Raw genomic sequence first — 19,405 nt, forward strand, 5'->3', positions numbered from 1 at the left:
AATTAAGCAAGAAGACGAGTCCGCATTTTTTCTAGCTTGTTAAGCGCAGAATCATCTATCACTTGGTCGCCTGCACGAATAACAACACCAGCAATAAGCTCTGGTTTAACTTCTACAGAAACATTTACCGCAGCTTCGAATTTTTTCTCTAAAGCATGTGCAAGTAATTGTTCTTGTACAGAAGTCAATGGGAATGCAGATTCAATCACTACATCCACAGTATTGTTATTCTGTGATTTGAGCTGCTCGTATTCAGCAGAAATTTCAGGAAGAAGCGCCAAACGGTTGTTTTCAGCAAGCAATGTCAAAAAGTTTGACACTGCTGCAGTTTGGTCTTCGCCTAATACTTTTGCAAAAAGACTTACCTGCTCAGCAGGAGTAAGCTCAGGGCGAGTTAAGAAAGCTGAAAATGCTTCGTCTTGCACCGCAGCACTGAGCAAGTTCAATGCAGATGACCAAGAGTCAGTTGCATTTTGCTCAGAAGCGTAAGCAAATGCTGCTTTAGCGTACGGGCGTGCCAACGTCAAGAGTTCAGCCATAATCCGCCTCTCTTAAAGTTTAGCAGCCAGCTGAGTCAGCATGGCATTGTGAGCTTCAGCATCAACTTTTTGGCTAAGAATTTTCTCAGCACCTGTTACTGCAAGATCAGCAACTTGTTGACGTAATTCTTCACGAGCAGAATTGATTTCTGTATCAACAGCTTCTTTTGCTTGTTGACGAATACGCTCACCTTCAGCTGACGCTTGAGTACGAGCTTCTTCTACCAATTGTGCACCGCGACGGTTCGCTTGTTCGATCAATTGAGCCGCTTGCGCTTTCGCTGCATCTAATTCAGCTTTCACTTGAGCTTGCGCATCCGCAAGATCAGCTTTTGCTTTTTCAGCAGCGTTTAAGCCATCAGCGATTTTACGCTGACGCTCACTAATCGCATTGATTAGTGGTGGCCATACAAATTTCATGCAGAATGCGACAAACATCGCAAATGCAATCGCTTGGCCAATCAATGTGAGGTTGATATTCATTGCTATTCCTCAATAGTTTAATTTAGGAATTAAGCTGATTAACCTACAAATGGATTAGCAAAGATGAAGAACAAGCCAATACCAACACCGATCATAGGCACAGCATCAAGAAGACCCGCGATTAAGAACATACGAGTTTGAAGTTGTGGAGCCAATTCTGGTTGACGTGCAACAGCTTCAAGGAAGCGACCGCCTAAAAGACCAAAACCAATCGCAGTACCTAAAGCACCAAAAGCGATCAAGATAGCAGATGCAATTGCAACTAGACCTAAAGTGAGTTCCATGATAATTCCTCAGAGGTTAGGTTTATACCAAATTAAATTAAAAAATTGTGCGCCCAACCATCCAGTGATAGTTGGGCATTACCATTAATGCTTTTCGCTTGCCATGCTCAAGTATACGATAGTCAGCATCATAAAGATGAATGCTTGTAGCGTGATAACAAGAATGTGGAAGATCGCCCAAGGCACAGACAACGCCCATTGGATCCAGAACGGTAATAATGCGATAAGGATGAAGATTAACTCACCTGCATACATGTTACCGAAAAGTCGCAGAGCCAATGAAACTGGACGTGCAAGGAATGTTACTAATTCAAGAATTAAGTTCACTGGAATCAATAACGCTTTTGCAACTGGGTTACTTGGGTTAAATGGGTTAAGTGCTAATTCGCCAACGAAACCACCAATCCCCTTTTCGCGAATACTGTAGAACAAGATCAGTACAAATACAGATAAAGACATACCTAGGGTAATGTTTGGATCTGTAGAAGGTACAACCTTGAAGTAGACGTGATGAGGATCCATACCAAATACACTTGCACCAATCAGTTGAGCTGTATACGGAATAAAGTCAACTGGGATTAAGTCCATTGCGTTCATGAGGAAAATCCACACGAAAATGGTCAATGCAAGTGGCGCAATTAAGCGTGATTTGCCATGGAAAGTGTCGCGAACACTTGAGTCCACAAACTCAATGATCATTTCAATTGCAGACTGGAACTTGGTTGGAACACCAGAGTTTGCAGCTTTCGCTACGCACCAGAACAACAAACAGAAAATCACACCAAGAGTGATAGACCAACCCATTGAATCCAAGTGAATAGCAGTGAACCCCATCTGTTGAGCTTCTTCAGCAGTCTCAGCCAACTTCCATGAACCGTCTGGCATTTTGCCATAAGTCATATTCGTCAAGTGATGCTTGATATACTCGGTCGAAGTAAGGGCATGTTCTTCAGCAGCCATAAATCACACCTGGTCAATGTCAAATACAAATAGAGAGAACGAACATCGCGTGCTGCTTGATATCTCGTCCATCTCCTAAAAAACTTTTCAATTTTTTGTAGTGCTTATTAAACTCGTTTTTGTTGACGCGACACCCAAAATGGAGCAACCCACGTCATGGTTTGAACGAGCATAAAACCACAAAACAATGCCACCGCTGACAACGGTTTGACATTGCTTAAAATTAAAATGAAACCAACAATCACAATTGCAAACTTACCCATCATGCCTTTATACATGTTCGCAAGAACTTGTTTAGAAGCGCGAGCTCCTGCTGCTCGAAACGACTGCCATGAAAAATAGCAAGTCGCAAGCCAACACACGAGCGCACCTAATGCTGCACTCAGGGCTGCGGTTGGGTCTTTCACGACCCAGCCGATCAAGGCTGAAACAGGAATCATACATGCTTGTAAGAGGACTAAAGCTTTCGCTAATCGTCGGTCAATCAAGCGACTAGTTCGGCTCATTATTTATTCACTCACAACAATCATGCTTGACAAGTTTAGCTGATGATTATTTTTAATCGCAGGCATTATAGAGTTACACCCCTGAACATGCAATCTTTTCCCGACCTAAGTCGAGTTTTTTTCTATGTTTAAATTGCTTTTAAACTAATCAATTATTGTTTAATTTTTGCGTTACTTTCGCGCATTTAGCACACATTTATGCACATGTTCGGCCAATTGCTTCCACGCGCTGACAAAATCCCCTGCCCCAGTCATGCTTTCATCAACCGCTTGGAAAACCAATGGGTTCAACTTTTGATATTGTGCTTGACTCGCATGCACTTCAGCCAAAAGGCACATCTTTGAGTAAGGGCGGCTGTCATTTAAGTATTTGATTTGCGCAACCGTAGGCGCAATATGTGGGTCATCTGTCAAGGCGCCTGCAAAGCGTAAGTTTAAAGGTCGCTCAATATATTGATAGGCATCATGAAAAGACCAATACGGGCGAGCTTGGGTACTTTGACTATATATAGCTGAAGCTTGCAACATTTTCTGCGCAAAGATTTTGGCATTATTCCAGTAGCGCTCCTTATACTCAGGCATCTGCTGTGAACGCAGGCCTGCAATAAAGAAACCGATACGTACCGCATTGTTTGGGTCAAGCCAAACATGGGTATCAATGGTATTTTTTAAGGCATCACCACGGGTATTTCGTAGTGGTAAGGTATTGATAATGCCTGAATCTAAAATAGAAACTGCTTTATCATTGGGGGTCAGGAGTTTATCCAGCGGTGCTTCATGTGCTCGTCCCAACCAAATAACCAAGCCTGCATCCTGAATGATTTTACGATGCATTGGGGTCAAACTCACATCATGTCCAGATTGATCGGCTAACAATAAGGTTGGTTTTTCAATGCCTTTAGTCACTTCCTGTGCAATCAAGTAAATCGGCTGTGTAGAAACAACCAAGTCTTGCGTCCAAGCAACACTACTAAACAGCGCAAACGCAAAAAAAGCCAAGAAACGGGACATGGGGAGCAATCACTAGAAATACAATTAGTGTTATAATATAACAAATCAACAAAAATACCTATGCCTAATCGAAACTCTCTGCGCTTCATGTTAAGATTTAATGTCGTTTTTCTTTTATAAATTTTGCACTTGAGGTTTGTTATGAGCGCTTGTTCTCACGAACACCACCATGCTTTACATGATGTGCATGGTCATCACAACGTTGAGACGCGTTTGGCTGAAGCAGAAGTCTTGTGCGCAGCAACTGGTGCGCGCTTAACCCCCTTAAGAAAAGAAGTTTTGGCACTGATCCTAAATGCGACAGGCCCGATGGGTGCATATGATTTGTTGGCTAAAATTAAAAGCAATGCCGACCGCCCTGCTGCCCCACCGACGGTGTACCGCACCTTAGACTTTTTATTAGAAAAAGGCCTCATTCACCGACTCACCTCGATTAATGCCTATATTCCGTGTTGCCATCCCCGTGAAGGCCATCAAGCTGCCTTTCTCATTTGCACTGATTGCAAATCAGTGACAGAGGCCTCTGCACAAGGATTATTACAACAACTCGATGCACTTTCCGCAGCCGATGGTTTTACGGCACAACATAGCATTATCGAAATTTCAGGAATTTGTCAGCAGTGTCGCCACAAATAAGCCTCGATCCTGTTCTGGTCGAACTCTCCCAAATTAGTGTTCGTATCGATGAACGCGAGATTTTAAAGCATGTCGATTTTGTCTTACATGAACGGGAAATTGTGACCCTGATTGGCCCAAATGGTGCAGGAAAATCCACGCTCATTAAAGTGTTGTTGGGTATTGTGCACCCTAATGCTGGCGACATTAAAACAACAAAGCCACTCAAGTTTTCTTATGTACCCCAAAAGTTTAATCCCTCACATAGCCTACCGCTTAGGGTGAAAGACCTTTTGGCTTTGGAAAAATGCGATCCTGTAATCAAGCAAGAAATTATCCACGATACTGGGATCAGCAAACTTGAAAACTCTAAAGTACAGCAGCTTTCAGGTGGAGAACGACAACGCGTTTTACTGGCTCGTGCGCTGTTACGTCAACCCGATATTTTAGTTCTCGATGAACCGATGCAAGGCTTAGACATTCAGTCTGAGGCTGAGCTGTACGACTATGTGCGCAGTTTACCCGCCAAATATGGTTGTGCTGTGCTCATGGTTTCACATGATTTGCAGTGGGTCATGCAAGGAACTCATCGTGTGGTGTGTTTGAATAAACACATTTGTTGTAGTGGCCTGCCTGAAAGTGTGCAACAACACCCTGAGTATCAAGCCATTTTTGGTACTAACCGCGTGTTCTATCAACATCATCATGATCACTGCGCACATGGTGATAGTGCAACGCCTTGTCAGCATGACGCTCGCCCACACATTCACCCTGAACCGGAAGCTTAAGTCATGATGGAATGGTTACAACTGCTGTTGCCTGCATGGATTATGGGCACGCTTCTGGTCTTTTTGACTGCACCACTGGGCTGTTTGATGCTATGGCGTCGCATGTCTTTCTTTGCCGACACCATGGCACATGGCACGTTACTGGGTGTCGCGATTGCAGGAGCAATGGCGTTGCCCCTGTGGATGGGTGTGGCTTTTATTGCGGGGCTGTTGGTGGCAATCCTTTGGGTTTTGCATGATCCACGGTTACCTAATGACGCATTACTCGCACTCTGTTCTGCGACCTTGCTCTGCTCGGGTCTAATGTTTATTCAACATATTCCAAGCTTAAGACCTGAGCTACTCAGCTATTTATTTGGTGATTTGCTCACGATCACATGGACAGACCTGCCCGTTTTTGCCACTGTTATTGTTGTTGCATTGGCAGTGCTTTATAAAAGTTGGCAGGCTCAAATTCAAATCGCGATCGATCCTGATATGGCCGTCAGTGAAGGTGTCAGTGCGAAATGGCAACGTTTGATTTTTATGTTGCTACTGGCTTTATTTACCATTTTGGCGCTTCGTGCAGTGGGTTCTTTACTGATGGGTGCCTTGCTTGTCATTCCAGCACTCACCGCTCGACTGCTTGCCCACTCTCCAAAACAAATGGTGATTTGGGCCTTTGTGATTGCGCAAATTGGGGTGACGGTTGGTTTATGGTCCAGTGCAGGACTGAATACCTCTACAGGGCTCAGCATTGTTTTAACCATGTCGATTCTGTTTGCGTTGATTTTTATCGCGCAGAAGTTTAAAAAATTGACATAACTAAATGAGCCATAAACGTTATTTTATCAGTGCATGTCTACTCGGACAAAAAGTCCGTTATGACGGCAAAGACTGCTTAGTCTCTGAGTTAGTTCAAGCTTTGCTCGATAAAAATTATGTCAGCTTATGTCCTGAAGTCAGTGCAGGACTTCCAACCCCGCGTCCCGCAGCAGAAATTCGCCACGGGTCAGGTGCTGATGTTTTATTAGGCCACGCACAGGTTTTTTCCTCAGATGGCCATCAGATTAGCGATGTCTTTATTCAAGGTGCTTACAAAGCTTTAGCATTGGCGCAAGCCAATCACGTTACCCATGCTGTGCTCAAAGCCAATAGCCCATCCTGTGGCAGTGATGGTATTTATGATGGCTCATTTACTGGACAAAAAATTGCAGGGGAAGGAATTACTGCCGTCCTATTTCGTCAACACGGTATACATGTGGTTACCGAACAACAGTTTTTAGCAGAACTGACACAGACTAAACTTACTGATGAACCAAACTAAGCAGTCCAGCCGCACAACTGAACAACACTGCGAAAGTACAATTGAGATATTTTTGCTGTCGCGGAGATTTTAAGAGTTTTAAAACTTTCGCTGCCAACCCCGTATATCCCGCCATCACAATCAAATCAATCGCGACCATCGTGACGGCCATCACCACATATTGACTCCACTGTGGTTTAGACAAATCCAAAAATTGCGGTAAAACTGCCAATAAAAAGACGATTGCTTTGGGATTGCTCATATTGATCAAAAAGCCATACATCACCAATTTGGAGCGCGATTTAGTTGGTTGTTCTTGTTGGATTTCAATCGATTGGATGGGTGCCATCCATTGTAAATAAGCCAAATACAATAAATAAGCCACACCAAACCACTTCACGGCCCAAAATGCCCAAGGCGTTGTGGCAAAGAGTACCCCTACCCCAGCCGCCACAATACCGATTTGCACCAATAAGGCGAGTTGTAAACCCAGCGCATTCCAATAACCATGCCGAAAACCGTAGTTAAGGCCACTCGACATTGACGCAATGGCCCCTGCCCCTGGAGAAATACTAATGATCCAACATGCGAGTACAAAGCCCAGCCAAATTTGAAATGACATAAAAGATATTGAGATAAAATGACCACTCAATTATATGATCTTTCATGCTTTTAGGGTTTATTATTCATCAATGAATTATCACTTAAAGCTATGAAGCTGAAACTGCATAAGGCACAATAAGTGCAGCCAATAGAAATAACAATTTTTTTAGGAGCCATGAATGACCGCCCAATCTGTAATTCTGCCATTACCTTCAGATCATGCCCGTTTTATTGTTTTACGTTTAAAAGATTTAAGTATTGATGAACTTAAAGAAAAATTAGAAGATTTATTTTCAACTCGTGATCGTCTTATTACCCAACATCCACATGCGCAGATTAAAACAGCTGTTGCTTTTGGCCCTGAACTTTGGGCACAACTTCATCCTACAGCGCCTGCAGGGTTTAAACAGCTAGAGCCCATTTATGGCTCCTTCAATATGCCTGTTTCACCTGCGGATGTTTTAATTCATATAGCGGCTCAGCGTACCGATATTTGTTTTGCCCTTAGCCAATCCTTCTTTGAAGGCATCCAAGATAAAGTTGATGTTTTAGATGAACGAGTCTGTTTCCGCAATTTTGATGGTCGAGATTTGACTGGTTTTATTGATGGTACTGAAAACCCACAGTTTCCCGATGATCGTGCTGCAACGACCTTATTAAGTGAAGATGCAGGAATATTCGCAGATGGCTCTTTTATCTTTGCACAGCGCTATTGTCATGATTTGGAAAAGTGGAAAAAATTAAAAGTTGATGCTCAAGAGCAAGTCTTTGGCCGAACAAAGCTTGAAAGTATTGAACTAGATGATGACGTTAAACCTGAAAATTCTCACATTGCACGTGTCGTGGTTGAAGATGATGAAGGCGAGGAAATGGAAATCCTACGTCACTCGCTTCCTTATGGCGATGGTAAAGGTGAGCAAGGTTTATTTTTTATTGCCTATACGAAAGACTTAAGCATTATTGATGCGATGTTACTGCGTATGTTCGGTACCAGTGGTGATGGAATTCATGACCGTATGCTTCATTTTGTTGCTCCTGTGGACGGTGCTTATTATTTTGCGCCGAGCGAGGAATTGCTGGAAGCAGTGTTGCAAGGGTGATTTTTAAAGCCTGTATCTAAAGTTGAAAATTTTTCCTCAAAAACTTAATCTTACTATTACCCACATTTTTACATAATAAGTAAGATTAAGTTTTAGCTACATTACTAAGCACAACCTTCCATTAAAGTTAAGTTGCTATTTCCAACCTTAATACCGACAACAACACCATTTTCAACATCATAACGTGTTCCTAATTTTTTAGCGCTATCATTCCAATGAATAAGCGAATAGTCTTTTTTAGGATCACCATAGGGATTTTTTCTCTTATCTAAATTCTTTCCTGTATATTTTTCATATATCTCTTCTTCTGGCGCACCTACCTTTATGCCATTATAGGATCTTCTATTACTGTCTATAGAGGAAATAATTGAAATCCTATTATTCATGATTTGAAATTCTATATCCTCGTTCTTATTATCCTTTGCAATAAAACAATCACCTACACGACTACCATCAACCTCTGTCAAATTTTGAACATTATCTCCAATTTTAAAATTCTCAAATCCATCTTCATTAGACTTCCGTCATAAATCAAAAAACGCACAATTTATTTGATCTTAAATTAATCAGCAAAATTATTTAATTCAAGAGATAATCCTTGGATGAAATTCAAAGATATTCAAAAATTATCAGACGTTAAGTTTCGTAGGCTTACCGGTGTTAGTTGGGCTACATTTAACCTCATGTTGGCCGAGCTAAATAAGCATTTACCTCGTCATATTGGTAAAGGACGACCGCATAAATTACCGTTGGAAGATCGTTTGCTCTTATGTATAGAATATTGGAGAGAATATCGAACATTTTTCCATCTTGGTATGAGTTACGGTGTATCTGAAACGAGTGCAATTCGTATCACACGTGTTATTGAAGATACCTTAATCGGTTCTGGAAAATTTAACTTGCCAAAACAACTTCCTAATCGAGATGAAGTGGATTGGGAAGTTGTTGTGATTGATGCCACTGAAATATTAGTTCAACGTCCAAAAAAAACAGAAGAAATGGTATAGCGGTAAAAAAAAGCGACATACCTTTAAATTTCAGCTATCTATGCACTATACAACAGGTGAAATACTGAGTGTATGTGGAAGTCATGGAAGCATGCATGATTTTAAAATATTTAAAAAAAGCATGAGGAAATTAAAATTTAAGCCCTTTTTTATCGTTGATAAGGGGTATTTAGGGATAAAGAAATTGGGTTTTGGATGCCTCATGCCATCTAAAGCAAAGAAAACTGAAAAACTAGATTCTGAATTAAAAAAGTTAAATAGAGAGATTGGTCGTAGACGAATTCAAGTAGAGCATGTATTTGGAAGGATGAAATGTTTTAAGATTTTATCTTGTGTATATAGAAATCGTCGTAAAAGATTAAACCTGCGGTTTAATTTACTTGCTGGCATATACAATTTAGATTGGGTGAAAGATAAACAATTAAATTGATTGAAAAATGATTTATGAAGGAAGTCTACTAAAACCACTTAAAGAATTTCCATTTTTATCAAAAGTATTACATGCAGATAATAAAAAACAGAAACACACTATTTTTAAAAGTCTATCTTCTTTTATATATCTCATAAAAAACATTATATATCCTCTAAATTTGGATTAAAATTATGCAGGTGAACATGGTTATTATGTCCACTCCAACTCTTGGAATGTGGTAACAATTTATTTTCTTTAATTTTAACAGGATTAGAACCAAATAGTTTATATCCAAATTTATATAATGCATTTAAGAAACCAACATTTTTATCCCAATCAAAATGTTTATGGCTTGTATAAGTTAGTTCATTCATATGTCTATTATTAATAGCAATATACCTAAAGTCTCCATTTTCACCATTTAAGTGAGAGAGGGCAGAGTAAAACTTGAAGTGCGACATAAACCACCTAATTAATTTAAAGGGTTTATGGAGTATATAAAATTGTCATACCATCATCTTAACTTTGAAGATCGTACTGCATTAATGCTTGAGTCAAGAAAAGAAGGCTTTTCAGCCAGAAAATTTGCTGAACTTATTAAAAGACATCCTAGTACGATCTATCGTGAGCTTAAAAGAAATAGCATCAATGACGTTTATCAAGCTCGATATGCTTCTGATAACACTTTTGCTAGACGTAGACGTGGTCACAGAAAACTCAAAATCGATTCAATCCTCTGGAAATTTATTGTTGAAGCGATCCGTTGTTTATGGTCTCCTCAGCAAATAGCAAAGCGTTTAAAGACATTTCCTGATTTGGATCAAACAATGAATGTAAGCCATACAACGATTTATTCAACGATACGAGCATTACCAAAGGGTGAGTTGAAAAAAGACTTATTATCCTGTCTGCGTCATGAAAATAAAAAGCGAAAAGCTAACGGTGAACCTAAAAAAGATTCTATATTACAGGATATTAAAACTATTCATGAGCGCCCAGCCGAAGTTCAAGAAAGAAAAATACCGGGTCATTGGGAAGCTGATTTAATTAAAGGTAAAGACAATAAAAGTTCGATAGCAACACTTATTGAACGAAATACACGGCTCTGTATCTTGGCAACATTACCTGATGCAAAGGCAGAATCAGTGCGCAAGGCTTTAACTGAAGCTCTGAAATATTTACCTGCAGAACTGCGTAAAACGTTGACCTATGACCGTGGACGTGAGATGTCAGAACATAAAATACTCGAAGAAGATTTAGGCATAGATGTATATTTCTGTGACCCACATTCACCCTGGCAAAAAGGCACATGCGAAAATATGAATGGTTTAATTAGGCAATATTTACCTAAAGGGATTGATTTAAATCAGGCAGATCAGCATTATTTAAATCAAGTTGCCATGTCACTGAATACTCGTCCTAGAAAAGCGTTAGATTGGCTTACACCATTAGAGAAATTTGCTCAGCTTGTTGATTATCATAAGGCTTTTGAAACTGTCGCACCTCATGTTTGAATTCGCCCCTTCACTCCGCCATAGTCGAGTGAGAAACTCAGCATCGGTTTCATTGGACTGCATGACAAAGGGGCGTACATCATAATCACGACTCAAACCGTCTAAGTTCAGGCTTAAGCTGGCTGCAAATAATGTACTGTGACTTTGCCACTCGCTAAACAGAGTTTCTGTGATTTCACGAACACTTTTACTCATAAACACACGACTGTTTCTGCGCTTATGCCACAGCGTTGTTGCATCTTCAATAGTGAGTTTATAAACAGTTAGTGCACCATCACTTTGCCCCTGACTGGCACTGGTAATCACCCCCGTCAGACGAGAAAGCTGTCCCACATCCGTGACCTGATCAACCGCGACTCGCCCACCAATGAACTGTTTTAAAGGCAAATAAGCATTGGTCGATAGACATAGGATTTCAGCTTTTAGGCCTTGATTGATTCGGTGCTCGCCCTCAATGCGCTGAATAAACGCCTGTGTGTTCAAAGCCACATTGGAAAAATGAATATGCAGAGCACGTTTTTGTGAGCCAAATCCAAAGGATTCCAGCATTTTATAAATAGAATTGAACATGATCATTATGAAGTTATTGGTTTTTATACTTGTGCGCGGAGTGTACAAAATGTCTTTTTTTTAATCTAGTAAAATAATGTTAATGAAAACGCAGCTCTCAGAAAAGAAAAAGGAGCAGCATGCTCCTTTTTGTTCGATCTCATTTTAAACTTTAGAAGGCGACACGTTTATAGTGACGATACTCTGGCTTCCAGAAGTTTTTCTCAATCGCGTATTGCAATTGTTCATCACTAATAATCGGAGCTACACCTGCATCCATTGCTGCTTTGGCCACTTTGAAGGCTATCAGCTTAGAGACTTTCTGAATTTCATCAATCTCAGGCAATAAATCTGCTGTAGGGTTGGTCAACATCGGTGAGCAATCTGCCAAAGCATTACTCGATGCAATCAGCATCGAATCGGTCACACGGGTTGCATTGGCCGCAATCACGCCCAACCCAATGCCCGGGAAGATATACGAGTTATTGCACTGCGAAATATTATAAATTTTGCCTTGATAGTTAACTGGAGCAAAAGGACTGCCTGTCGCAATCAAAGCCTTGCCGTCTGTCCAGTGAATAATATCCGCTGGTACTGCTTCGACACGCGACGTTGGGTTAGACAGTGGCAATACAATTGGACGATCACAATTCGACGCCAAAGTGCGAATCACTTCTTCGGTGAATAAGCCTGGCTGACCTGATACTCCAATCAACACGGTAGGTTTGGCATTTTTCACGACATCAAGCAGCGAAATCACCTCTTCAGCATTGCCCCATTCCGCAATCACGTCTGGTTTTTGTGCCAATTTACGTTGGAAATCGAGCAGGTTGGGCTGATTTTCAGTGATTAAACCAAAACGATCGACCATATACACGCGTGCACGCGCTTCGGCATCAGTTAAACCTTCAACTTTCATCTGTGCAACAATTTGCTCAGCAATCCCACAGCCTGCTGAACCCGCACCTAAGAAGGCAACGGTTTGATCTTTGAGCTGTTTACCTGCCGCACGTGATGCAGCAATCAAACTGCCCACAGAAACGGCTGCGGTACCTTGAATATCATCATTAAAACAACAGATTTCATCACGGTACTTATTCAATAACGGCATGGCATTATTTTGCGCAAAATCTTCAAATTGAATTAAGGCTTTCGGCCAACGACGCTTGATCGCAGCAATCACTTCATCAACAAAAGCATAGTACTCATCACCACTGATGCGCGGTTGATTCCAACCCATATAAATCGGGTCATTGAGTAACTGCTGATTATTGGTACCGACATCGAGGGTAATTGGTAACGTATAAGCTGGGCTAATACCCCCACACGCGGTATATAGCGACAATTTTCCAATCGGAATACCCATTCCGCCAATGCCTTGGTCACCCAAGCCTAAAATACGCTCGCCGTCGGTAATCACAATGACTTTGACATTTTTCTTATTGATGTTATGCAAGATGTCATCAATATGCGCACGGTCTGGATAGGAAATAAATGTGCCACGATGGCGGCGATAAATATCCGAGAAACGCTGACAAGCCTCACCCACCGTTGGAGTATAGATGATCGGCATCATCTCACTTAAATGGTTTTCAATGAGGTGATAGAACAAGGTTTCATTGGTGTCTTGAATGTTACGCAAGTAAATGTGCTTATTGATCGCATCATTAAAAGCACAATATTGTTGATAAGAACGCTGACTTTGTTCTTCAATGCTTTCTTCAACATGTGGAATTAAACCATGCAAGTTGAAGCGAGTGCGCTCTTCTTCCGTAAATGCCGATCCTTTATTTAACAGCGGCAACTCAAGTAAGGTATTGCCCGCATAAGGGATGTATAAGGGTTGTTTTGTCTTTAAATATTCTGTCGTCATTACCTATCTCGTTATACATAGATTTAGATGAACCTATGGGGAGAATCTATGCATCTAATTCGGCTACTAGCTTAGCGCCATTTGCGCGTCTTTTGATATTTATAAGCGTGATGCAATTATCAAAGCGATTTAGTCTGAAAATAAAAATCAAGTTTGCGGCAATCTTTCAGCCAAATAGCGTATGGATAAAATTTGAACTTAAATAAAGCTCAAGCTAAGCTAGCGCTTTTATTTTTTCTTTATATTAAAAATGATCATCAAAAAACTGATGTTGTTAAGCCTCACGTGTCTTTACCTCACGCAAATGACAGCATGCCAATCTATTTCTACGGCGCAAACTACAGTGAGTGATAAAATTACAGGACTATTTGGTCATAACGAAAAACTGCCTGAAATCGATCCCAAAGGCATTGTCGATATCAGTAAAGCCACCATCGAGCAATATGAACAACTCAGTGCAAATTTACCCTTGAACCAATGGGTCTATTTGGAGAATGAAAAACAAGGGATTTATCAGCTACAAAACAAATCAACTGAAGGCTTTGTGCTCTCACTGCGTCTGAATTGTAAAATCAGCAGTCATCCCCCTACGTTTGAGCTTCAAGATGCACAAGGCAAACGTATTTTATATGGCTATGATAAAGAAGCAGGACAGATTCAGTTTTTACTCGACAACAAAAACTACGGCAATCCCTTTGATCCATTTCAACGCCAAACCCTAAGTCGTTTTCAACAACAGCTTGCCAGCGCCAAAGTGATTAAACTCTTTCATGCAGGCAAACTGTATCGTTTTCAAAACCAAAATGCAGAACTCCTCAGCAAACCTGTTTCATGCCGTGAAAATAGCTAAAATGGGGCTTATTTGGGTGGGTTCAAATGTGACATATCGACAAACACACCAGTCAAACGGCGCACAATCGGCAGCACAATGAGCACTACAGGATAAGCCACCACCCAAGACATCATCCATGCGGACAGCCAAACCTGTAGGAAATTGTCCACCCAGCCCAAATTGCGCCAAAGATTGATCATTGAGATAATGCCACTCATAAAAAATGAGATAAAAAATGGCAAAATAAACATGGCATATTTTGCTGGTAACTTGGGAATATTCCCAATGATCATGGGCCGCTGTTCAGACACGTTTTATCCTTAAAAGTATGCGTTTTAGTTTTCATCATACTGCGCTTTTCATGTTTATTGCAGCGCAATCGTTAGCAGTTTTCGAACATTTTTTATTCTATGAAAATGGATTCACCTAAAGACGTGGAAATTTGCTATATTTAGCGTTTTTCTGCGACATCAAATTTTCGACTGAATATGAACACGGCAATCCAAGCAGCTCTCGAGCACGCAGTGCAAAACCTTCAAGCTGAAGGCGTCCTTCCAACAGACTGGAACAACAGCAGCAATTTGACGCGTACCAAAGACCGAAGCCATGGTGACTTCGCGTCCAATATCGCGATGATTGCTTCTAAAGCTGCGGGTATGAAGCCACGTGATTTAGCCGAAAAAATTCTTGCTGCACTGCCTGAAGTGGCGGACATCAGCAAAGCAGAAATCGCAGGCCCTGGCTTTATTAACTTCTTCTTAAATGCTGACCAACGTTTTGCTGTACTTGATCAAATTCAAGCGCAAGGCAAGCAATTTGGTCGCACTCAAGCCAATGCTGCGAAAAAAATCCAAGTAGAATTCGTTTCTGCCAACCCAACGTCGAGCTTGCACGTTGGTCATGGTCGTGGAGCAGCCTATGGGATGACGGTTGCAACCTTGCTTGAAGCAACAGGTGCAACCGTAGACCGTGAATATTATGTGAATGATGCAGGCCGTCAAATGGACATCCTTGCAACATCTACCTATTTACGCTACCTCGAATTAACAGGCCAAGAACTGGTTTTCCCTAAAAATGCCTATCAAGGCGATTATGTTAAAGAAATCGCGCAAAGTATTATCGATGCTGATGGCGATGCCTACGTCCGCCCTGTAGCAGACGTCTATAAAGATGTCCCTGAAGATGTGCAATATGCAGAAGAACTCGATGCTGAAGGCAATAAAGTTGTCCTTTCAGGCGACAAAGAAAAGCACATTGATGGTTTAATCCATAATTCACAAAGCTTAATCGGTGAAGCTTACCGCGTATTCCACCAAGCAGCGCTGAATGCGATCTTAGATGACATCAAAGATGACTTGGGCGAGTTTGGCGTAACCTTTAACCAATGGTTCAGTGAAGCTTCATTGACAGACAAAATTGATGAAGCTTTAGAAACTTTAGAACAACGTGGTTTCTTATACGAAAAAGACGGCAACATTTGGTTCAAATCGACTGAATTTGGCGATGAAAAAGACCGTGTTGTGAAGCGTCGTAATGGACAAACCACTTACTTTGCTTCTGACATTGCTTATCACCTGAACAAATTACAACGTGGCTATACCGATATCATTGATATCTGGGGCTCAGACCACCATGGCTATATTTCACGGGTCAAAGCCGCAATTGATGCCTTGGGTTATGACTCGAAAAAACTCACCGTTCTATTGGTTCAGTTCGTCAGCCTATGGCGTGGTGGTGAGATGGTACAAATGTCATCTCGTTCTGGTCAGTTCGTGACTTTACGCGACCTGCGTAAAGAAGTGGGCAACGACGCTGCGCGTTTCTACTACGTGATGCGTAAGTCTGAGCAACATATTGACTTTGACTTAGACCTTGCAGTTTCACAAAGCAAAGACAATGCGGTGTACTACATCCAGTATGCGCATGCACGTGTCAATCGTATGGTCGATGTGAAAGCACCTGAAAAAGGCATTAGTTTTGATCGTAGCAAAGCAGCTGATTACGATGCGACCTTATTAACTCTTGATGCTGAAACTGAAATTCTTGCCAAACTTGCGGCCTATCCTGAAATTGTGCTTCGTGCTGCAAATAGCTATGAACCACACCAAGTGGGTAACTATTTGAAAGAACTCGCAGCGTTATTCCATGGTTGGTATAACTTGGATAATACAAGAATTATCGACGAACAGAATATTGCCCTTTCGCAAGCCCGTTTATTACTTTCAATAAACGTACAACAAGTTTTGCGTAATGGTTTAGAGTTACTAGGTGTGTCTGCACCTGAGACGATGTAACCAGCAAAGCAAAGCTTCAAGTATGGCTGCAAGACCGAAAGCTATGCTTGAGGTAACGATGTAAAAAGCAACGCTTTGCACATCGTCACAAGATGAAGGGCTTTGCCTGAAGTAGCCATATCAACCCCGATGTATTGCTCGCTTTGCGAAACTTGAATTTTGCAAAGCGATTCTTTATTTTACGATGATACCTCTTTGAATCCATTGAGGCCAAGTATTAAAATAAAGAAAAGAATGGGCCAGTCCCTCATATTGATTAAAAGAAAAGAGGTTTCCACGTGTTTGGAAAAACGCAGCGCGGTGTATCTGAAAGACCGAACAAACCCAAAAAGCCACTGATTCCAGCTTGGCTCGGTACACTTGTAGTCATTTTAATCGTGCTCTGTTTTGCTGTAGCACTGTTACTGTGGAAACCTTGGGCACCAGTGAAGCCGAAAGGGCAAATCACTTCGGAACATTATCAAGAAGAAACCAATAAAGACTACCGTTTCTATGACCTACTGCCACAGCAGCAAGTGACGCCGATTCCTGATCAAGCCATTCCTGAAACTAAAGATAATCCAAGCACCGTGGTGATTGTTGAAGCACCTGCTGCCGAAGAAAGTACCCCTACTGAACCGGGTTTAACCGAAACAGCGCCAGTACCACAAGCACCAAGTTTTATATTGCAAGTCCGCAGTTACCCTGACCCAGACAGTGCCGATGCACGTCGTGCAGAAATTATCTTAAATGGCCTCTCTGCCGATGTAGTCAAAACCGTTGAAGGCGGCCAAACATGGTATCGCGTGATTTCAGGGCCATATGACTCGCAAGAAGCCGCAGTGATTGCGCAACAAACCCTACAACATAGTGGCATTGACTCAATTGTGGTCAAACGCTAAAACAAAAAAAGGATGCCTCGGCATCCTTTTTTATACTCTGAGTTTGGTGAGAAAATTTTGAATCAATTGCGCAACATGCTCTGCATGCACATAAGCCAAATCATGTTGTCCCTGTGACACGATGTGCAATTCTGCATGTGCTATTTGACGGTGTAAGGCCTGCCCCACCGCAACAGGACTAATCGGATCTACATCGCCCCAAATCAACAAAACTGGACACTGGATACGCTCCAGACTGTCTGTCAAATCAGACTGATGCTGAACAAACCAATCAGGAACCGTAAAGCTCTGTTGATAATCCTCTCTCCAATCCGCCACATGAAAAAAACTTAAATCAATGCCACCTGAGGTTGCCACGAGTACCAAAGCCTGCACCTGTTCAGGTTTTTGTAAGGCAGCTTGTACTGCAAAAATGCCGCCCATCGATTGTGCAACGACCACAGAAGGCTGTTGGATTTGATTCAACACATAGGCTTGTAAGCCTTCAAAACTCTGTACATCCACATCATCAGGATAGTCACCAAAGCTCGGATAAGCGACGACCATGGTTGAATTGTCCTGTAGGCGTTGGATGATAGGTTGCCAAAATGCCGTATTGCCCGATGCACCGGGTAAGAAAATCAAGTTCAAACCATCACCACCCATTAGAACACACTGAGCTCTTTGGCTTTTTTAAAGGCTGGTCGCTGCTGAATACGCTGTGCATAAGCCACCATTTGAGGGTTATGGGCTTTTACCCGCTCTTGCATCGCCACCACAGGAAAGCTCATTTGAATATCAGCAAAGGAAAAATCACCTGCAAAATAGTCATGTTGAGATAAATAATTTTCCAAATATGCACTGTGCTCTTTCAAGCGTGGATTAATAAAGCTACCTTTCACCCCATCACAAATTTTATTGGCAAGCGGTTTAATTAGAAATGGAACATGCTTCGGTACATTACTCATCACCAAGGTCATAACCAAATATGGCATCAACGAACCTTCGGCATAATGCATCCAGTAGTTGTATTGCATTAAGTCCTTTGGATTTTTCGGTTTAAACTTGTGTTCTGTATCGTAGGTGGCTTGCAAGTATTCTAAAATCACCGCAGATTCTGCTATGACCAAATCACCATCGGTCAAAACGGGGGCTTTACCTAAGGGATGAATGTTTTTTAACTCAGGTGGCGCAGCATAGGTCGGTAAGCGTTTATAAAACTTCACCTCATACTCCAGCCCTAATTCTTCCAAAGCCCATAAAATGCGTAAAGAGCGTGAATGTTCCAAATGGTGCAGGGTGATCATTGTTTTACCTTTTTTAATTGAAATCTAGCACCCACTTTACGCTAAAATTTGGATTTTGCACCTGTCGATATACATGAATACCCAGTCGCGCAAAATCCTTTACCACCTATAAAAAACCTTCAAGCGAGTTAAACAATTGAGGTTTCAATCTCGACGGAACGTAATAGGGTTTTAGTGACTGGTGTTTTTTGACAGATGTCTAAGATTTTTTGGCGTGCTTCTTCTGTCAATGTTTGCTCAAACGACAAACGACGGCTGATCCATTCTCGGCCTTCTTTATTGGCATTAAAATCTGCTTCGACACTAAAAGTCCCCAATTCAATACCTTTGTACTGCGCATACATACGTAGGGTAATCATGGTGCAGGAAATCAAACCTGTACAAATAAAGTCATAAGGTGCAGGGCCTTTGTCCTGACCGCCAAAAGACGCTGGTTTATCGGTAATGAATTGATGTCGCCCACTGCTTACTTTACCAGACCATGCTTCGACGCATGTTTTGACTTCCGCATTCGCAATGATTGCCATTTTTTTATTATCCTATTTTTCATTGATATTATTTTGAATAGGTTTCAAGTCTTGAA

General features: G+C 41.5%; 24 protein-coding genes and 2 pseudogenes. 11 read left to right on the plus strand and 15 right to left on the minus strand.

Annotated elements, in window-relative coordinates; all coding sequences use genetic code 11:
* Positions 1-2: 2 nt before the first annotated feature.
* The 6 genes from AC4CUZ_RS02560 to AC4CUZ_RS02585 form a co-directional block, all read right to left on the minus strand.
* Positions 3-539: a F0F1 ATP synthase subunit delta gene (locus tag AC4CUZ_RS02560; RefSeq protein WP_004984037.1), complete on the minus strand. Its 537-nt coding sequence runs from the start codon at positions 537-539 to the stop codon at positions 3-5.
* A gap of 12 nt (positions 540-551) precedes the next feature.
* Positions 552-1,022 carry a F0F1 ATP synthase subunit B gene (locus tag AC4CUZ_RS02565; protein ID WP_004684420.1) on the minus strand — a complete coding sequence of 157 codons (471 nt, stop codon included), beginning with the start codon at positions 1,020-1,022 and terminating at the stop codon, positions 552-554.
* A gap of 38 nt (positions 1,023-1,060) precedes the next feature.
* Entirely contained in the window at positions 1,061-1,306 is a 246-nt protein-coding gene (gene atpE, locus AC4CUZ_RS02570) for a F0F1 ATP synthase subunit C (RefSeq protein ID WP_000424060.1), read from the minus strand.
* 84 nt (positions 1,307-1,390) lie between these two features.
* The gene (gene atpB, locus AC4CUZ_RS02575) at positions 1,391-2,266 is read right to left on the minus strand and encodes a F0F1 ATP synthase subunit A (protein WP_004684418.1); all 876 of its coding nucleotides are present in this window, start codon (positions 2,264-2,266) and stop codon (positions 1,391-1,393) included.
* A gap of 107 nt (positions 2,267-2,373) precedes the next feature.
* Positions 2,374-2,772, minus strand: a complete 399-nt coding sequence (locus AC4CUZ_RS02580) for an ATP synthase subunit I (protein WP_436905442.1) — start codon at positions 2,770-2,772, stop codon at positions 2,374-2,376.
* Positions 2,773-2,943: 171 nt separating this feature from the next.
* Positions 2,944-3,783: a metal ABC transporter solute-binding protein, Zn/Mn family gene (locus AC4CUZ_RS02585; RefSeq protein ID WP_436905443.1), complete on the minus strand. Its 840-nt coding sequence runs from the start codon at positions 3,781-3,783 to the stop codon at positions 2,944-2,946.
* Positions 3,784-3,924: 141 nt separating this feature from the next.
* On the opposite strand from AC4CUZ_RS02585, the gene AC4CUZ_RS02590 reads away from it, so the two are divergent.
* The 4 genes from AC4CUZ_RS02590 to AC4CUZ_RS02605 are packed head-to-tail and all read left to right on the plus strand — an operon-like array spanning position 3,925 to position 6,492.
* The gene (locus AC4CUZ_RS02590) at positions 3,925-4,419 is read left to right on the plus strand and encodes a transcriptional repressor (protein ID WP_058868677.1); all 495 of its coding nucleotides are present in this window, start codon (positions 3,925-3,927) and stop codon (positions 4,417-4,419) included.
* Complete coding sequence (gene znuC, locus AC4CUZ_RS02595; RefSeq protein WP_004684411.1) at positions 4,404-5,186, plus strand: zinc ABC transporter ATP-binding protein ZnuC; 783 nt, start codon at positions 4,404-4,406, stop codon at positions 5,184-5,186. Before AC4CUZ_RS02590 ends, znuC begins: the two co-directional genes overlap by 16 nt.
* Before the next feature lie 3 nt (positions 5,187-5,189).
* Positions 5,190-5,990: a zinc ABC transporter permease subunit ZnuB gene (gene znuB, locus AC4CUZ_RS02600; protein WP_010325641.1), complete on the plus strand. Its 801-nt coding sequence runs from the start codon at positions 5,190-5,192 to the stop codon at positions 5,988-5,990.
* Between the two features lie 4 nt (positions 5,991-5,994).
* Entirely contained in the window at positions 5,995-6,492 is a 498-nt protein-coding gene (locus AC4CUZ_RS02605) for a 2-thiouracil desulfurase family protein (protein WP_436905444.1), read from the plus strand.
* Here AC4CUZ_RS02605 and AC4CUZ_RS02610 read toward each other — a convergent pair.
* Positions 6,473-7,093, minus strand: a complete 621-nt coding sequence (locus tag AC4CUZ_RS02610) for a LysE family transporter (RefSeq protein ID WP_436905445.1) — start codon at positions 7,091-7,093, stop codon at positions 6,473-6,475. The genes AC4CUZ_RS02605 and AC4CUZ_RS02610 overlap by 20 nt on opposite strands.
* 160 nt (positions 7,094-7,253) lie before the next feature.
* Here AC4CUZ_RS02610 and AC4CUZ_RS02615 point away from each other — a divergent pair, with 160 nt between their 5' ends.
* Positions 7,254-8,174: a Dyp-type peroxidase gene (locus AC4CUZ_RS02615; RefSeq protein ID WP_436905446.1), complete on the plus strand. Its 921-nt coding sequence runs from the start codon at positions 7,254-7,256 to the stop codon at positions 8,172-8,174.
* Between the two features lie 104 nt (positions 8,175-8,278).
* Here the strand turns inward: AC4CUZ_RS02615 and AC4CUZ_RS02620 are convergent, their stop codons facing one another.
* Positions 8,279-8,641, minus strand: coding sequence for a hypothetical protein (locus tag AC4CUZ_RS02620; protein ID WP_490747183.1), 363 nt, complete (start codon positions 8,639-8,641; stop codon positions 8,279-8,281).
* 135 nt (positions 8,642-8,776) lie between these two features.
* Between AC4CUZ_RS02620 and AC4CUZ_RS02625 the strand changes: the two genes are divergently transcribed.
* Together AC4CUZ_RS02625 and AC4CUZ_RS02630 are read left to right on the plus strand one after the other, a co-directional pair.
* A complete protein-coding gene (locus AC4CUZ_RS02625) occupies positions 8,777-9,181 on the plus strand; it encodes a transposase family protein (protein WP_017395860.1) in 405 nt (134 codons plus the stop codon).
* Positions 9,182-9,218: 37 nt separating this feature from the next.
* Positions 9,219-9,611, plus strand: a pseudogene (locus AC4CUZ_RS02630) (transposase family protein); the annotation flags it as partial.
* 143 nt (positions 9,612-9,754) lie between these two features.
* Here AC4CUZ_RS02630 and AC4CUZ_RS02635 read toward each other — a convergent pair.
* Entirely contained in the window at positions 9,755-10,054 is a 300-nt protein-coding gene (locus tag AC4CUZ_RS02635; RefSeq protein WP_490747184.1) for a hypothetical protein, read from the minus strand.
* 27 nt (positions 10,055-10,081) lie between these two features.
* On the opposite strand from AC4CUZ_RS02635, the gene AC4CUZ_RS02640 reads away from it, so the two are divergent.
* Positions 10,082-11,107, plus strand: a complete 1,026-nt coding sequence (locus AC4CUZ_RS02640; protein ID WP_081405716.1) for an IS30-like element ISAba125 family transposase — start codon at positions 10,082-10,084, stop codon at positions 11,105-11,107.
* Here AC4CUZ_RS02640 and AC4CUZ_RS02645 read toward each other — a convergent pair.
* Positions 11,108-11,677 (minus strand): annotated as a pseudogene (locus AC4CUZ_RS02645) (phage late control D family protein); the annotation flags it as partial.
* Positions 11,678-11,828: 151 nt separating this feature from the next.
* Positions 11,829-13,529, minus strand: a complete 1,701-nt coding sequence (locus tag AC4CUZ_RS02650; RefSeq protein WP_436905449.1) for an NAD-dependent malic enzyme — start codon at positions 13,527-13,529, stop codon at positions 11,829-11,831.
* A gap of 250 nt (positions 13,530-13,779) precedes the next feature.
* On the opposite strand from AC4CUZ_RS02650, the gene AC4CUZ_RS02655 reads away from it, so the two are divergent.
* The gene (locus AC4CUZ_RS02655; RefSeq protein WP_436905450.1) at positions 13,780-14,379 is read left to right on the plus strand and encodes a YfjT/YkfB family phage-associated protein; all 600 of its coding nucleotides are present in this window, start codon (positions 13,780-13,782) and stop codon (positions 14,377-14,379) included.
* Positions 14,380-14,387: 8 nt separating this feature from the next.
* Here AC4CUZ_RS02655 and AC4CUZ_RS02660 read toward each other — a convergent pair whose 3' ends face one another.
* Entirely contained in the window at positions 14,388-14,672 is a 285-nt protein-coding gene (locus tag AC4CUZ_RS02660) for a DUF2798 domain-containing protein (protein WP_004684392.1), read from the minus strand.
* Between the two features lie 177 nt (positions 14,673-14,849).
* On the opposite strand from AC4CUZ_RS02660, the gene argS reads away from it, so the two are divergent.
* Positions 14,850-16,655 (plus strand): arginine--tRNA ligase, encoded by a 1,806-nt coding sequence (argS, locus tag AC4CUZ_RS02665; RefSeq protein WP_436905451.1) that lies wholly within the window; start codon positions 14,850-14,852, stop codon positions 16,653-16,655.
* Between the two features lie 278 nt (positions 16,656-16,933).
* The gene (locus tag AC4CUZ_RS02670; protein WP_125274328.1) at positions 16,934-17,536 is read left to right on the plus strand and encodes an SPOR domain-containing protein; all 603 of its coding nucleotides are present in this window, start codon (positions 16,934-16,936) and stop codon (positions 17,534-17,536) included.
* Between the two features lie 30 nt (positions 17,537-17,566).
* On the opposite strand, the gene AC4CUZ_RS02675 is transcribed toward AC4CUZ_RS02670, so the two are convergent.
* From AC4CUZ_RS02675 to AC4CUZ_RS02685, 3 genes are all read right to left on the minus strand, one after another.
* Positions 17,567-18,166 carry an alpha/beta fold hydrolase gene (locus AC4CUZ_RS02675; RefSeq protein WP_436905458.1) on the minus strand — a complete coding sequence of 200 codons (600 nt, stop codon included), beginning with the start codon at positions 18,164-18,166 and terminating at the stop codon, positions 17,567-17,569.
* Positions 18,167-18,180: 14 nt separating this feature from the next.
* Positions 18,181-18,822 (minus strand): glutathione S-transferase family protein, encoded by a 642-nt coding sequence (locus AC4CUZ_RS02680; RefSeq protein ID WP_436905452.1) that lies wholly within the window; start codon positions 18,820-18,822, stop codon positions 18,181-18,183.
* 128 nt (positions 18,823-18,950) lie between these two features.
* Positions 18,951-19,349 (minus strand): OsmC family protein, encoded by a 399-nt coding sequence (locus AC4CUZ_RS02685; protein WP_436905453.1) that lies wholly within the window; start codon positions 19,347-19,349, stop codon positions 18,951-18,953.
* Positions 19,350-19,405: the final 56 nt, after the last annotated feature.

The sequence above is a fragment of the Acinetobacter sp. 789_lipA genome (assembly GCF_058242845.1).

Excerpts from the sequence above, each read along its gene's own strand:
- AC4CUZ_RS02635 (WP_490747184.1), bottom strand. The coding sequence starts at position 10,054 with ATGTCGCACTTCAAGTTTTACTCTGCCCTCTCTCACTTAAATGGTGAA.
- AC4CUZ_RS02685 (WP_436905453.1), bottom strand. The coding sequence starts at position 19,349 with ATGGCAATCATTGCGAATGCGGAAGTCAAAACATGCGTCGAAGCATGG.
- AC4CUZ_RS02580 (WP_436905442.1), bottom strand. The coding sequence starts at position 2,772 with ATGAGCCGAACTAGTCGCTTGATTGACCGACGATTAGCGAAAGCTTTA.
- AC4CUZ_RS02565 (WP_004684420.1), bottom strand. The coding sequence starts at position 1,022 with ATGAATATCAACCTCACATTGATTGGCCAAGCGATTGCATTTGCGATG.
- znuB (WP_010325641.1), top strand. The coding sequence starts at position 5,190 with ATGATGGAATGGTTACAACTGCTGTTGCCTGCATGGATTATGGGCACG.
- AC4CUZ_RS02585 (WP_436905443.1), bottom strand. The coding sequence starts at position 3,783 with ATGTCCCGTTTCTTGGCTTTTTTTGCGTTTGCGCTGTTTAGTAGTGTT.
- atpB (WP_004684418.1), bottom strand. The coding sequence starts at position 2,266 with ATGGCTGCTGAAGAACATGCCCTTACTTCGACCGAGTATATCAAGCAT.
- AC4CUZ_RS02610 (WP_436905445.1), bottom strand. The coding sequence starts at position 7,093 with ATGTCATTTCAAATTTGGCTGGGCTTTGTACTCGCATGTTGGATCATT.
- AC4CUZ_RS02590 (WP_058868677.1), top strand. The coding sequence starts at position 3,925 with ATGAGCGCTTGTTCTCACGAACACCACCATGCTTTACATGATGTGCAT.
- AC4CUZ_RS02560 (WP_004984037.1), bottom strand. The coding sequence starts at position 539 with ATGGCTGAACTCTTGACGTTGGCACGCCCGTACGCTAAAGCAGCATTT.
- argS (WP_436905451.1), top strand. The coding sequence starts at position 14,850 with ATGAACACGGCAATCCAAGCAGCTCTCGAGCACGCAGTGCAAAACCTT.
- AC4CUZ_RS02680 (WP_436905452.1), bottom strand. The coding sequence starts at position 18,822 with ATGATCACCCTGCACCATTTGGAACATTCACGCTCTTTACGCATTTTA.
- AC4CUZ_RS02625 (WP_017395860.1), top strand. The coding sequence starts at position 8,777 with ATGAAATTCAAAGATATTCAAAAATTATCAGACGTTAAGTTTCGTAGG.
- AC4CUZ_RS02655 (WP_436905450.1), top strand. The coding sequence starts at position 13,780 with ATGATCATCAAAAAACTGATGTTGTTAAGCCTCACGTGTCTTTACCTC.
- atpE (WP_000424060.1), bottom strand. The coding sequence starts at position 1,306 with ATGGAACTCACTTTAGGTCTAGTTGCAATTGCATCTGCTATCTTGATC.
- AC4CUZ_RS02605 (WP_436905444.1), top strand. The coding sequence starts at position 5,995 with ATGAGCCATAAACGTTATTTTATCAGTGCATGTCTACTCGGACAAAAA.
- AC4CUZ_RS02640 (WP_081405716.1), top strand. The coding sequence starts at position 10,082 with ATGGAGTATATAAAATTGTCATACCATCATCTTAACTTTGAAGATCGT.
- AC4CUZ_RS02615 (WP_436905446.1), top strand. The coding sequence starts at position 7,254 with ATGACCGCCCAATCTGTAATTCTGCCATTACCTTCAGATCATGCCCGT.
- AC4CUZ_RS02650 (WP_436905449.1), bottom strand. The coding sequence starts at position 13,529 with ATGACGACAGAATATTTAAAGACAAAACAACCCTTATACATCCCTTAT.